Origin of the sequence: Mycobacterium sp. (assembly GCF_002863225.1) — a bacterium.
In the GTDB taxonomy this organism is placed as follows: domain Bacteria; phylum Actinomycetota; class Actinomycetes; order Mycobacteriales; family Mycobacteriaceae; genus Mycobacterium.
In genome coordinates this window covers 107,896-123,024 of the sequence record NZ_PKEK01000022.1, presented here as the reverse complement: position 1 = coordinate 123,024, position 15,129 = coordinate 107,896, and the positions used below count along the sequence as shown (strand labels likewise).

Annotated in this window: 4 protein-coding genes and 1 pseudogene; 3 read left to right on the top strand and 2 right to left on the bottom strand. The window is 59.6% G+C overall.

Annotated elements, in window-relative coordinates; genetic code table 11:
- From CYU59_RS05000 to CYU59_RS04990, 3 genes and pseudogenes are all read left to right on the top strand, one after another.
- Nucleotides 1-2,120 (top strand): annotated as a pseudogene (locus CYU59_RS05000) (restriction endonuclease subunit M); the annotation flags it as partial.
- Nucleotides 2,117-8,371 (top strand): DEAD/DEAH box helicase, encoded by a 6,255-nt coding sequence (locus CYU59_RS04995; protein ID WP_292976572.1) that lies wholly within the window; start codon nt 2,117-2,119, stop codon nt 8,369-8,371. The pseudogene CYU59_RS05000 and the gene CYU59_RS04995, both read left to right, overlap by 4 nt.
- A complete protein-coding gene (locus CYU59_RS04990) occupies nt 8,368-10,536 on the top strand; it encodes a 3'-5' exonuclease (RefSeq protein WP_292976569.1) in 2,169 nt (722 codons plus the stop codon). The genes CYU59_RS04995 and CYU59_RS04990 overlap by 4 nt, the downstream gene beginning before the upstream one ends.
- Nucleotides 10,537-10,938: 402 nt before the next feature.
- Here the strand turns inward: CYU59_RS04990 and CYU59_RS04985 are convergent, their stop codons facing one another.
- On the bottom strand, nt 10,939-12,153 hold the full coding sequence (locus CYU59_RS04985; protein WP_292976566.1) for a PIN-like domain-containing protein: 1,215 nt from the start codon (nt 12,151-12,153) through the stop codon (nt 10,939-10,941).
- A gap of 252 nt (nt 12,154-12,405) precedes the next feature.
- A complete protein-coding gene (locus CYU59_RS04980) occupies nt 12,406-15,033 on the bottom strand; it encodes a GH92 family glycosyl hydrolase (protein WP_292976563.1) in 2,628 nt (875 codons plus the stop codon).
- Nucleotides 15,034-15,129: the final 96 nt, after the last annotated feature.

Genomic DNA, 15,129 nt, shown 5'->3' with positions numbered 1-15,129 from the left:
ACCGACCGGTGGCGGATGCACCCCTCATGGGCAGATTCGTGTCCGCCACTGGGCAGTTCTTAACGGCCACCTACAGGCATTTCTCACGTCCGCCCACGGGCAGTTTCAGCTGTCCATTGACAGCGGTGCAAGGCTTCTTTCATTGGGAATTGGATTATGCGGGAGTTTTTCACCGCGGCGGGTTTGACTTGCAAGTGGGGAATCCGCCCTGGGTAAGGCCTGACTGGTGGGAGTCGACGGCGCTGGCGGAAACCGACCCTTACTTCCTTTTGCAGGAGAAGATCGCGGATAAAGCCTTCAAAATCCATCGAAGTAAAGTTTTATCTTCGCGAGACGGGCTTGCGCTATACTTGGGCGACCTGGCGATATGGGCAGGCAATGCTGCGCATTTGGGCTCAAGCGTTGAACATTCAGTGTTAGCTGGAATCCGAACAAATCTCTATATGAATTTTATAGAGAGGGCATGGCGTAACTCGCAGTCGGCAGGAATTGCCGCCCTTCTTCACCCTGAAGGTCATTTCAGCGATCCAAACGCGAGTGCGTTTCGTACCGAGATATACAGGCGCCTAAGAAGACACTGGCAGTTTGGCAATAACCTTCTACTATTTGCTGAGATCGATAATAATGTCACCTTTGGAGTGTCGGTCTACGGAGAGTCGGGCGACATAAGATTTATGAATATGTGCACGATTCAACACCCTTCCACGGTGGACGATTCGTTAGACCACGATGGCCAAGGTGATATTCCTGGAATTCAATATCCATCTGGCGGCTGGGATATACGTCCACACGCGTCTAGGCTGGCGATAATTGATCGTCATGTGTTGTCGGAATGGGCGCAATTGTTCGACGCGCCAGGAACACCTGCAAGTGAGGCGCGATTACTGCGCCCTTTGACGAGGGATCACATCGAAATTCTTGCGCGACTCGCGCAACAACCGTTGCGGCTTGTCGATCTAGGCTATCGCTGGTCCAGCCTGTGGAATGAGAAGACCGCGCGCGAAGATGGATTCATTGAGTGGCGAACTGGGCATGCCAATTCTTGGTCAGAAGTAATACTGCAGGGTCCTAATTTCACCGCAGGGAATCCACTGATTCGTGAGCCAAATAATCCGTGCAAATCGAATAAGGACTGGTCAAAAATTGACCTCACCTGCGCCCTAGATTCTGTCATCCCTCAGACGAACTATCACAGAGCTTGCGATAAGAATCGCTATAATTCTCACATTCCGCAGTGGGATAATCGGCCGGCCACTGATTACTGGCGAGTTGCTTGGCGGCATATGACTCAGCCGGGGAGCGAGCGCTCGCTGCATGCCGCAATTGTGCCGCCAGGTGCCGCACACGTGAATACCGTTTACACCCTGGCCATTCAAGATAGCGCCGAGAAGGCTGCTCACATTAACAACGTCATGGCACCGACCAGCCTTCGGCGCACTGCTCTTGTCGCGGGCCTTTGGGTATCACTTCCACTCGACTACCTGGTCAAGGTTAGCGGTGCGAGCAAGGTCAACACTGAGATGATTGAAAGATTTCCGACGCCATTCGAGCATCCCTGTGCACCCTTACTTCTCTTGCGAATATTGCGGCTCAACTGTGTCACTAGCGACTATGCGCCGCTGTGGTCGGCATTGTTTTCAGAAGCGTTCTACTCTGACTCGTGGACCACTTCGTTCTCAATCCAGTCGAGAAATCTGAGTTCCGTAGGGTACGAATGGACTGCCGATACGCCTTTGCGCAGCGAATTCGAACGCCGTGCTGCCTTAGTCGAGATCGATGCTCTCGCGGCAATAATGTTGGGGCTTTCGTCTGAGCAATTGGCTCTTATGTTTCGCGCGCAGTTCCCGGTTCTCCGCAAATATGAACACGAAATGTACTTCGACTCAACTGGGCAAAAGATCGCGTACGAACATCACGCACAGGGCGTACGTCAACAGAAGGATGACTACAAGCTTCTGCAGGCGCTTTTTCGCGATGAAGACCACGGCGACTTGTTGGATCGCTACACATCGTTCCCTCCAGACGAATCGCACAATGAGCCTTGGTTCTACAAGCCTGATCGTGAAGCAGAGATGTGTTCTGCATACGCAACTTTCAAGCAGAGGCTTGACTTGACATGAGTGATGCAACCTTTCCATCGCTTCTCGCAGTGGAGACTCGCGATTCGATCGTTGAGTATTTGTCGACTACGTTTGCGTTGGCAGACGAAGCCGCGCGCGGTGCACTGGAGGAATTTCTTCGCGACCCAGCCTCTGGGGTGTTTCGTGGTCCGTACCTGAAAGTTCGCACGCCGTACAAGCCGGTGGACAACACGTGGACTTCGCCGTTGCAGTGGATGCCGCGGGGATTTAGGCCGTTTCAACATCAAGCTGATGCATTTGGCCGGCTGTCTACGCTCGACCGGGCCGCCAAACCAACTATCGTCACAACCGGGACTGGCTCGGGCAAGACGGAGTCATTTTTGGTTCCTTTGCTTGACCACGCGCGGCGCGCGGCAGCGCGTGGTGAACGTGGCATCAAGGCGATCATTCTCTATCCGATGAACGCGTTGGTGACGGATCAAGCACGCCGCCTTGCTGGCTACCTGCACGACGATCCGGCGTTGGAAGGCGTAACTGCCGGTGTCTACATCGGTGGCGACGGCAAGCGCAAGGTCGTCAACAAGCATCAGCTAGTCGACCACCGCGAGACGTTGCGACAGAGCCCGCCGGACATCCTACTGACGAACTACAAGATGCTTGACCTCTTGCTGCTTCGTCAGGGTGACAACTCGCTGTGGGATAACGCTACTGCGACAATGCAATACCTGGTCCTCGATGAGTTTCACACATATGACGGCGCTCAGGGCACCGACGTTGCGATGCTCGTCCGCCGGCTTGGCGCGCGCCTACAAGTTGCCGAGGTTGGTCGGCCCCTTGGCCGTATCACGCCAGTGGCTACATCTGCGACGCTGGGCGGGGGCACCCGCTCGGAGGAGCTACGCCGGTTTGCCGAAACCATCTTTGGGAGCGTGTTCGACCGGGATTCGTTGATCGTCGAGACGGCGCTGTCTGCTGGCGAGGTCGTTCCTGAGGTCGACTACGAGTTGGAGATTCCTTCGGTCGATAGCATTGTCCGCGCTGCCGTGCCGGATGCGTCAGTGCCGGGGTCTTGGGAATCTTTGGCGCGGGCTGTTCTGGAACCACATGCGGATTCCGATTCTGACGTTGTCATCGACTACCGCGACCCCGTGGCCATCGGCGAGGTTCTCCGGACGCACTTCCTCACACGCGTCGTCATCGACGCCCTGAAGGATCGACCGCTTACGCCGGCTGAGGCCGTCGTCCAGATCGCCCAAGCCGGCGTTCTCCCCTGGGGCATGCACAACTCAACGCACCCGGGTGCGGTGCAGTTAGCACTGCTGAAGTTCCTCGCGTTGCTTTCCGTCGCCAGAGTCGACGACGGCCACGGCAACCTAAGACCGATGATCAGCGTTCAGGTTCAGTTGTGGGTTCGAGAACTGACTCGGATGATCCGCAAGGTAAATGCGGTGCCGGAGTTTGCATGGTGGCATGACGGCCCCGCGGATATCAGCATTTATCTGCCTGCGGCCCACTGCAGGGTGTGCAGTCGTTCGGGGTGGGTCGCCAACACGACGGAGCTCGGCGAGTCATTGGCGGGTGAGTCAGTCGCTGTGTGGCGGAATAGCGCACGGCTTTCCTCTCGATCCAAGACCAGAGCTCTTCTGCTTGCCAGCGCCGGCGAGGCGAATGTCAAGTACCTCGATGCCGAGACGCTCGAGTTGGGCGCGACTGCCAGCAATTCGGCTGTACCGGTTCATGTGACACCCGACGATGATCAGGCAGCAGATCAGGTCTGCCCGTCGTGTGGTGCCCGAAACGCCATCCGCTTCATGGGATCAAGCCTCGCCACACTGGTGAGCGTCGGTCTCACAAGCGAATTCGGGTCGACGCTATTGGCCGAATCGGAGAAGAAGACTCTGGTCTTCACCGACTCAGTCCAAGATGCCGCTCACCGCGCCGCCTTCATCGAGGGCAGAGCCTTCCAGTTCAACTTCCGATCGAAACTGCTCGGCGCAACCCGCGGTGAACGCACGACGTTATCCGAGACCGCGCGCCGGCTTCTCGCAGATACACCGGTCCGTGACATTTACCCGATAACGCCACCCGACTTCGCACGACGGTTGGGCCTCGACGGGGAGTGGTTGGCGGATGACTACGACGGACAGCTGCGAAGCATCCTGAACAGCCGCATCGCGTTCCAAGCCCAACTCGAAGTTGGTCTCAACTCACGGATAGGGCGCACGCTCGAATTGACCGGTGCCGTCGCCGTCGATGTAGACGTCGACCTGGATGTCGTCGTGCAGCATGTGCGAGAAGCGCATCAAATCATGCCGCAGCTGAGTCTGGAGTCGGCGCTTGACGTGATCGACTACCCCACATGGATTTTCGGCGTTCTCGAGCACCTGCGAGTCAACGGCGGGATCCATCACAACTGGCTGCGGACGTACATTCGTGAAGAAGGCAATCGCTGGTCGATCTGGGGCCGAGCGGCCGAAGGTATGCCGCAGTTTCCCTGGGGCCGTCCGGCACCGTCGTTCTTCACGACCGGCGTGGTGGGTAAGTCGGACTTCCAGTCGTTGAGTCCGCGAGGGGAGTCCTGGCTGACCGACTGGACCAAGCGTTGTCTCCAGGTCAACAACGCCGAAGCCAGAGCACTACTGGTTGACGTGGTAATGCTATTGGCAGGAACGGGTATGCCGCTCGAACAACGAACCGGCGAAAAGGGCTCCAAAATATACGGTTTGACCGCTGACAAGATCAGCCTCGACCCGAACGGCATCGTCCGGCTTCAATGCCCCGTATGTCATCACGTCCAGCCCGCGACGGTCTCCCGTGCAGACCTTTGGGACGGCGCGGTGTGTCCAAGAATGAGGTGCACGGGTCATCTCGCAGGAGTGGATCTTGATCCGACCAACTTCTATCGCACGATGTATCAGAGCCATCGGATCCGACGCATCGTGAGCCACGAACACACGGGCCTCCTCGACCGGGAAGAGCGCGAGGAGATCGAGGCCAGATTCAAGTCGAGTCGTTCGCCCGTTGATCCCAACGTCCTCGCCTGCACGCCCACTCTGGAGTTGGGCATCGACATCGGCGAACTCAGTACGGTCGCACTAGCATCCCTGCCGCGCTCAACCGCAAACTATCTGCAGCGGATCGGCCGAGCAGGGCGTAGTACAGGCAACGCCTTCATCCTCGCGGCGGTATCCAGCAGCCCGCGGGACCTCTACTATTTCGCGCAACCGACGCATCTGATTGCTGGCGAAGTGGTGCCGCCCGGCGCCTACCTAAACGCGACCGAACTTCTTCATCGGCAGTACTTCGCGTTCTGCCTCGATCGACTCGCCGCCGGAACGGTCACCACCGCTCAGCCGATGCCCGCCAAGCTCGACGCTGCCCTCGACCACGGCATGGACGATGGCAACTGGTTACGTTCGCTCGTTGACGCCGTTACCGCGGATGCCGAAAGCTTGGCATCCAGCTTCCTCGACTTGTTCGATGTCCAGCTGGGCGCCGACGCGCAGCACAACGTGCGCACGTACGCGTCCGAAGGACTGCGCGACGACGCTGCACGTGCTGCACTCAAATGGCAGACCGAAGGCGACGAAATACGCGGCCGGCTTGGCGAACTCGCGAAGGTCATCGCAGAACTGGACAAACACGGGCACCTCGACGACAAGCAGATCGAAGACCGCAAGCGATGCGTCGGTGAGTCCAAGGCCCTGGCCGACCAACTGTATGAGCGCGGAAAGCAAGAAACCCTGACCGGGCTCAGCGGGGTCGGACTGCTGCCGAACTACAACCTGCTCGACGATTCGACGACCCTCGACGTCCACCTGTGGTGGATTGCCAACGAAGGCAAGTCACCCGAACCACAGGCACTCGACTTGACGTACCAACGCAGCAGCAGCGTCGCTCTCACCGAACTCGCACCAGGCGCCTTCTTTTATGCGGGCGGCAAACGAGTTGAGATCGACGCAGTCGACGTTGGGCCGGCATCCCAACCACTATGGCGGCGGACGAGACTGTGCCCATCGTGCGGTTGGGGAAGTACGGACGTGACGGCGAACTTGCCGTCGTGCCCGAGATGCCACAATCCCGCAGTCACCGATTCCGGTGCGATCCACAAGGTTCTCGCTCTCCAGAAGGTATCGGCGGTCCACCGGCTGGACGACGTATTGATCGACGACGAGTCCGACGACAGAACACGCACATTCTTCAGCACGGTAAGTGGAGTCGACGTCGCGCCGACTGACATCACGAAGGCCTGGCGGTTGAAGGACCGAGTCTTCGGCGCCGAGTACGCCCGGTCGGCAAACATCCGAACGCTCAACCTCGGGCTCGGTGACGCGCTGGGCAATCAGATCGACATCGCCGGGGAGACTGTGGCTGCCAACGGCTTCACTACGTGCGCGCTCTGCGGCGTCGTCGCGCGGCGCGCCACCGACACCGACGAGGTCCGGCACCGCGGCTTCTGCGCCACCCGCCGTGGCGCGCCCGAGCAATGGGAAAACCTCCTTCTCTCCCATGAGCTCCGCACCCAGGCTGTACGACTCTTGCTGCCCGTGTCCATGCTTCACTACGAGACGACACAGGCGTCCTTCAAGGGCGCTCTGCTGCTCGGTCTCCGACGTGATTTCGGTGGCGATCCACAACACCTCAACGTCCTCGCGTCGAGCATGGGCGACGGGTCTGCGACGCGACGCTTCCTCGTGTTGCACGACACCGTTCCCGGTGGCACTGGCTACCTGGACCGCTTCGGTGAACCGGATCGCATGAAGGCGATCCTCGAGCTCGCTCGCACTGCACTACGCGAATGCCCTTGCCGCACAGAGGCAACAGCGGCCTGCCACCGATGCCTCTACGGCGTGCTGTCGGCACGGGAGATGCCCTTCGCGTCGCGAGAATCGGCATTAAAATTGCTGGACAAGTTGCTCAACGACTGGGACGTCGAAGAGATCGCGACGGTGACCGGTATCGACATCGCGCCAGTCCAGCTGAGCGAACTCGAAATGCAGTTCCGGGAAGCGCTCAAGGAGCATGTCGTAAGCCGGCCAGGGTGTTCCGTTGAGACGTCAAACGGATCGACGGGTGAGGAGGTCGACCTGCGGCTCGTCGGCCCGGATGGCGAGATCCGACGCTGGCGAATGCGGCCGTTAGTTCAGGTCAAAGCATCGGTCTGGACGGAGCCCGACTTCTTGCTCACGCGCAGCGACGCGCAAGATCTCGACGTCGCAATCTATTTGGACGGGCAGAAGTTTCATGCCAGCCCGGAAAACAACATCACCCACGATGATGCGGTGAAGCGCGACGCATTGCGACACGACGGAAAGCGGGTCTGGTCTATCACGTGGAATGACGTTCAGGCGTTCGCCTCGGATAAGACCAAGGCGGCCGTACCTGATCTCGTTCATCAGCAGGTACAAAATACAGCGAGTGACGCCATTCAGGATGTTCGCTTGAAGACGTTGTGGCTGAACCCGATTGACATGCTCATCGAGTATCTGTCCGACCCGGGGTCAGACCTGTGGTCAAGCGGAGCATTGGCAACGGTCCATGGATTGGTCAGCCCGCCCGGGAAGCACGGTGTCGAGTCGCCGATCCTCACCAATGCAGCGAGCCTGACCACGGTACTTCAGGAAAGCCTCGCCGGCGCAGTGCCAGAATCCGAGCCGAATGGCGCACTAGTCGTCGTCCCCCGCGTGGGGCGAAGCGGATTTCCACTCTTCATCTGTGCCGATCCAGTCGAATTCGAACCGACCACCGGTGTGCTGGCCGTGCTGGACGATCGTGACACGGAAGTTGGAGGGCCGAAACATGCTGAGCAATGGCGTGATTGGCTCCGCTGGTCGAACATACTTCAATTCCTCACGGTCCCACGGCACGGCGAATCAATGCCTCTGCGCATGGCTGAGATATGGACCAGAAAGTCAGCCGATGCCTTTGCGGGAGTTCATGTTCCGTTGAGCGTGACGGGAACCGTCACAACCGATGTTGGATTCGCTATTCCGGAAGAGTGGAATGAAGTTCTCCAGTACTCAGATACGAGCCTCGCTTCGCTGGTCGCTCTACTCGCCCGACGTGGCGCTGCAGTGCCCGAGCCGGGCATTGAAGTAGGGCCGGAAAGTTCGGTCTGGCAGGTCGAACTTGCTTGGCCTGCCGTGAAAGTGGCCGTGGTGGTCGACAACGAACCCGACCGAGAAGCGTGGCTGGCCGCCGAAGGCTGGAAGGTTGTAAATGCACCGCAGGATTTTGATGTCGATTCAATCGCAGAGATTCTGAACGAGCAGATTGGAGCGAGCAAGTGAAGACGAAAGTTGAGATCCACGATCTCTTTCAGAACTCCTACGACGAACTCGACGGGAGCATCAAGAGCCGAGTCCTGAACTTCATCATGAAGCTGCAGCAGGACTCCGACGCGACCGGCCTGGACTTCAAGCGTCCGAAGGGTGCCGCCAGCAAGCATGTCCGTACCGCGCGGGTGACTGATAACTACCGAGCTGTTCTCGTCAATGCGGGTTCAGAAGATGACAACGGTCGGCTGTATCTGGTGGCCGTCAAGAAGCACGACGACGCTTACAAATTTGCCGAGACGCTCACACTCCAGGTTAACGACAAGACAGGCGCCGCTGAGCTTTACGATCCGATCGCCCTGGGCGAGGCAATGGACCATGCGCGGGCAGGTGTTAAGGCCGGCGCTAGCTCCGAACCATTGATGCCTGCTACGGTGAGCCAGGCCGACCTCGAACGATTTGGCGTGTCGACCGACGTTGCTGCGGAGCTAAAGCAGATCACCACAGAAGACGCACTGCAGAAACTCGTCGAAGCGCTGCCGGCGTCTCAAGGAAATGCCGTGCTAGATCTCGCATTCGGCAAGGATCCGCAGGACGTGTGGAACGATCTCGTTGTTGAAGACCCGGGCCCGATTGACGTCGACGATTTTGAGGCCGCACTCAAGCGCCCCCTCTCCAGGTTGAGTTTTACTGCTGTTGATGGAGATAACGAAGAGGAACTGCGAGCCGTCCTGGAGGGAGAGTTCGCGAAGTGGCGGGTCTGGCTACATCCCTTGCAGCGCAAGCTTGCGACGCACGAGGGCTGGAACGGGCCTTTCCGGGTCACCGGAGGCGCAGGGACCGGCAAGACCGTGACCGCCATTCACCGAGCCCGGTTCCTCGGTCGGCGCCTCGACGAAACAGGTGCCGACCCAGAAGTAAAAATCTTGTTCACCACTTTTACCCGGAATCTTGCGCAGACGATCGAAGGTCAACTGGTTCAACTGGCAGGCCCGTCAGTCACGACCCGCGTTCACGTAGTCAACCTGGACTCACTAGCGCGAACGGTTGTCGCAGCGACTGACGCTGGCAGGAAGTTCGTGAATTCGTCGAAGGTCACGCCCGATTTACAGCTGGAGCCGCTCTGGCGCACCGCCGCCCAGTCCGCCAAAAGCGATTGGGACCCCAAATTCCTCAGTGACGAGTGGTCGCAGGTGGTGCTCGGCAACGGAATCACCGATGAGGCTGAGTATCTGCGCGTGACGCGTAGTGGTCGGTCGCAGCGGCTGACCCGCCCTCAACGCGCCGACGTGTGGCTCGCTATCGAGCAGTTCCAACTTTTGATGCGAGCGCAAGGCCAGACCACCTTCACCGAGTTGGCCTCGCGCGCTGCCGCCGCCCTCGAATCCGATCCCAGATTGCGAGATCAATTCGGCTATCTCCACGCGGTGATTGATGAAGCTCAAGACTTGCATCCGGCTCACTGGAAGCTATTGCGTGCGTTGGTGCCCATCGGAACCGATGATCTCTTCATCGTCGGTGATGCTCATCAACGAATCTACGGTAAGCCCGCGCCCCTTTCACGTTTCGGAATCGAGACTCGTGGGAGAGCCCGCCGACTGACGGTGAATTATCGAACCAGCCGAGAGATCCTCCGGTGGTGTTTGCAAATCGCCGACGCTGACGCGGACGACCTCGACACGTCGTCGGACACACTCGCCGGTGCGCGCTCGGTGTTCAACGGACCAGAGCCGGAGTCGCTTGGTTTCAAGTCGAAATCGGAAGAGGACGAAGGAATCGTCGAGAAGATTGAGCAGTGGATTGCGGATGGGTACTCACGCTCTGACATCGCAGTTTTCACGTACGAGCGGAACGACGTGCGGGAGATCTGCGAGTCGCTCGAAGCGGCGGGCGTTGACGCCGAGGTGGTGAATGAGAACACCAAGGAGGAGAAGCTCGGCGATGTAGTGCGTGTGATGACGATGCACCGGGCGAAAGGCTTGGAGTACCGCGGAGTAGCGATGGCCCGGTTGGGCTCGAAGTCATTTCCGCCGTACTTCGTGCAGCAGAAGCATGGCGAGGAGAAGCAAGAGGAGGAGAAGCGGCTGCTACGCGTTCTCTACGTTGCGGGTTCAAGAGCTCGGGAGAGGCTTGCGTTGTTTTGGACCGGTGAACTTTCGCCGCTTCTCAACCGGACGTGAGAACAACCTTCTTGCCGCTCTTGGTGTTTTTCAGTCTGCCTCCATGTACCGCAGAGCGCAGATCGATGTCGTCTACCAGTGGTCCGACCTTTGCGCTTGACCATCGTAGCGGTGCCCGTCTGCAGGTCCAGCGCTTAAAAGACCACAGCGAGTACGTCGCAGCGTGGGATTCCTCGTACGGATTTCTCCATCCGAAAGCCGAATGACTGGCTTGTCGTCTTCGGTGAACTTGACTGCAATGTAATGATTTCCACCGTCAGCGCGGCGAACGACTCGCTAGAATCTCTCCCGCGCCGGCGGGTGAAAGATTGTGGCAGATGGCCATCCAGCTTTGGCCTCGGCCGTCGCAAGCGCGAGAGCAAGAGCGTTGCCTGTCAGTCATAGTCGTGCCCCGCCTGTCGTTCAGGATTGCGAGTCGCGATCTGCAGTCGCCAGTAGCTCCACGACCTCGCTCGGAACAGCAAAATGTGAGGACTTAACGCCGGCCTCATAGACCGCTCGCAGGAGCGGCACCACACCGAACGGCACGTCACCCCGCTCCTGCAGTTCGGTAGTTACGCGCTTCACCGGCTTGGTGAAACCACGAAGCATCTGACCGTGATCGCGGCCATCAATCTCGTAAACGCGTTCCCTTGAGATTCGACCGTTGTTCTCAACCGCTTCGCGAATCACCTCCGCCTGAGGGTGTCCCTGGGTTTCCAGCTCGCTTAGGACAGCGGTTATAGCTTCAAGCGTCCACGAGACCTGGGCATGCGTTTGGCTGTGAACTCGCTCGACGTCTTGCAACGACTCTTCACTCGTGCCGACGCCGAGTGCGGAGGAATGTTTCAGAAGATCTGAGGGTTCGAGAAGGTAAAAGCGGCAGCCAGTCTCGTGCAAGTATTCGGTGATCAGCTCGACGCGAGGGCCAACCTTGACCCCCCGCTCGGCGCGATTCCACCAGTCCTCTTTGACATCTGCAGTGACCAAGATGAGGTCTTGTTTTGCTCTTCGCCCTTCCTTAATGAGCTGGTACCAGACAAGGTAGTCGCCAGAGGCTCCCTCTTCGAGATCAAGGTCAAGCTTGTCGACGTCCATGTAACCGGGCGGCACAGAACTCTCGGCCCGGCGCTGTCCCTCAGCAACCGCGTTATCCCATTCCTCAGACGAAAGTTCCTCGCCGACGGCGCCTTGGAGAACTCGCTCGAGCTCGTTCAGCATGCGGTCCTGGCCTGTCGGAGTATCGGGCCTTACGCGAGTTGGCTCTTCGCCGATACGGTCGCGCAGCTGGGCAAAGAAAGTTTCGATGTGCCCTTCCATTTCATTTCGTTCGTATTCGCTCAAGGCGACACTCTTCGCCCATTGGCGGATTGCGTTCTGCGTCGATGCACTGTTTTTCTGGAGTGCTGCGTGAACATCTTTGGTCGCGCCGCCAGTGCCGCAGAGTACGAATTGCCGATTCCGCCAGAATTCGCGGATTACCTGGTGCGGCACGAACAGCCGCTCTTTAGCAGCTGCCAAGACGCCCAGCAGATCAGCGACCGTCTGCTCGTTATACCGATACAAATTCAGGAGAACGTTCGTATCGACCGCTATGATTCCGGCTTGCAGGGCACTGCGCATGTCGTCAGTGCCCATAACGCGATTACCCGCGAAGCCCGTGTAAAGACCACCACGCGACATTGATCCGACCTTCCCACCTCTGCTGGGACCTACGCCACAACCTACAGCCGGAGCAGACATAGGTGTCAGAGATTTCGCCACATCTGTCAGGGCGCTACCCGGTAAGGCTGGTGGCCGACATCGAAGAATAGAGATAAGGAAGCATGTTTAGCTCTGTGGCGAGTTTGCTCAGACTGAGCCGATGACCACCCCTCAGCCCCCCACCACCTAACCCTCCCCCGCCGCAACCAGCAACATGAACGTCCGCTCCCCTTTGCCGGCCTTGGTCGTCAACGTCAAGGGGTAGTACCCATCCCGCACCGACTCCGCTACCTTGATCGTCACCGTCGACGTCCCCGACCCGTCGTCGCCGAACTTCCCCGACACCGACTCCACGGAAATGCCTCGCTCAGACGACTTTCCGCTGATCTCGTAACCCTCTGGCCCGTCGACCATCCGCTGCACATTGACCGTCACATCCGTGGTAGTACCAGCATCCATCGCGACGACCGAAGGCGACACGTTCACCGTTACCGCCAGGCTCCCCGTCCCGAACGATGGCGGCACCGAGTCTGCAGCAGTCCCCCACGACTTGTTCGGCTTCGACGCGAGCGAGAACGCCAGCTCCCCGCCGCCGGCAAGCACTGACTCCGGCAAGTACGTCTTGTTAGTCGCTCGACCGTCAATGTGCAGGCCGGAAATGTACTGCATCCGGTGATGCCCGGACGCCCCCGGCGCAGTTATCCGAATGAATTTGTCTGCGGGCAAGGCGATCTCGACTTTGTCGAACAGCGGCGTATTCACCGTCAACACCGACGTCCCGGGCACAAAGGGATACAAGCCCAGCGCCGACCAGACATACCACGCCGACATCGCGCCCAGGTCGTCGTTGCCAGGCTCACCATCCGGCGTAGGGCTGAATAGCTCACTGCGGATCCGGTCGACCAATTCTTGTGTCTTCCAGGGCTGTCCGAGGTAGTTGTACAGCCACGGCACCGAAAAGTTCGGCTCGTTGCCCGCCCACAGATACGGCTCCACCGGGCCGACGTTCAGTTGCGAGGTGAACGTATCCAGCCGCTCCGAAGCAGCCGAACGCCCACCCAGAGCGGTCACCAGACCAGCCACGTTCTGCGGCACGTACCAGACGTATTGCTCGGCGTTGCCCTCATCGAACCCGACCTGGCTGAAGCAGCCCTTCCCGGGCGGCACCACCGCGGGCCCCTCGGGGAAGAATCCGAGCGAGTTGCGTGGCTGGATAGAGTGGGTGGTTGGGTTGAACAGGTTCTGCCAGTACTGCGCCCGATCCTGAAACTTGGCAGCGGCATCGGAATCACCTAGTGCCGAGGCGAATTGGGAGATGGCGAAGTCGTCGACCGACCACTCCAGCGAGATCGACGCCGCTGGGAATGAGCCGTGGCACGATGACGACGGCAACGGCAGATAACCACGTTTCAGATACGTGCCCACCGCGGGCCGCTCGACGTAGCCGTTGCGGCCGACCCCGCCTTCGGTCGCCGCATCGAGCATGAAGTGTAGCGCCCGCTGGACGTCGAAGTCCTTGGCACCGAACGCATAGGAGTTGGCAATCAGCGGCACCACGCTGTCACCGGTCATCTCTGCGGTCGCGGTATTGGCCAGCGCCCACCGCGGAAACGAACCGCTCTGCTCGGCGTCGTTGACCAATGACTGCGCCATGTCGCTGGCTTCACGCGGGAACAACATGCCCTGCAGCGCCGCCACCCCGCGGTAGGTGTCCCAGTCGGAATAGTTCGCGTACTGGGTGTGCCCGGCTTCGACGGTGTGGATGTCGCGGTCGAATCCGATGTAGCGGCCGTCGACGTCGTTGAATGTGTTGGGATTCAACAGCGAATGGTAGAGCGCGGAATAGAAGGTGACGATGTCGTCTTCGGTGTAGCCGGCGACCCTGATCCGTAACAGCGCGTCGTTCCACTGCTTCGACGCGACGCCGCGGATGTCGTCGAAATTCGCCGCGGCCTCGTCGAGATTCTTGCGCGCTCCGTCAATGTCGACGTAGGACAACGCCGTTCGCACTTCCAGGTCTGAGCCGGCGTCGAATTCGACGTACCCTCCGCTGGACCCCTGGTAACTCGAATACGCGCTGCGACCGTTCGGAAATACCTCGAAGCCGTCCCAGGTGCCGAATGCCTTGAACGGCTTGCTGAACTTCATCACGAAGTAGACCGTGTAGACGTTGTTCTTGCCGCAGAATCCGCCGCTGGTCGCCGATCCGGTGATCGTGGTGTTGTCGTCGCTGATCGCGATGTTCGCGGCCGAAGTCCCACCCAGCGAGCCGCCGGGTTGCACCAAGAACCGGGCCGCGCGATCACGCGGATAGTGGAACCGCCCGACCCCGGTGCGGTTGGTGGCGGTGAGCTCGGCCGTCACACCGGCCGACGGCAACCGCACCGTGTAATAGCCCGGCACACCGCGCTCGTGTCTGTCGTGCGCGATCTCCTCGGACGCCTTCCACGGCTCGTCGCCCACCGGGCTCGTCGTTGGCAGCATCGAGATGTCCCCGAAGGCTGGGCAACCCACCGAGGCGTGCGTCATGCTGAACCCGGTCGCGCGGCCGTTAGAGTGGCTGTAGCCCGCATAGTTGCCGACCGTGTCCGGCGAATACTGGACCATCCCGAACGGCACCGACGGCCCGGGGAAGTTGTTGATCTCGCCGACGGTTTTGCCGCCGTTGCCGGTACCGATCAGGGTGTCGACGTGCTCGACCGGGTTGGCCACCATCGGCGGCGGCTCATACGAGGTGGGCGTAGCACTGACCAGCATCGCGCTGACCAGCACGGCAGCAGCGATAAATGCCACGGCACCTCGACGTGACCGCATAGTCCAATTGTCCCCCTCCGTCGGTGCTCAACGTGGGAGGCGGATCGGTGGGGCGTCCTCACCAAACGGTGCAGAATTCTTTTATGCAGGAACCGC

Coding starts and splice junctions, on each gene's coding strand:
- CYU59_RS04995 (WP_292976572.1), top strand. CDS start 2,117: ATGAGTGATGCAACCTTTCCATCGCTTCTCGCAGTGGAGACTCGCGAT.
- CYU59_RS04980 (WP_292976563.1), bottom strand. CDS start 15,033: ATGCGGTCACGTCGAGGTGCCGTGGCATTTATCGCTGCTGCCGTGCTG.
- CYU59_RS04985 (WP_292976566.1), bottom strand. CDS start 12,153: ATGGGCACTGACGACATGCGCAGTGCCCTGCAAGCCGGAATCATAGCG.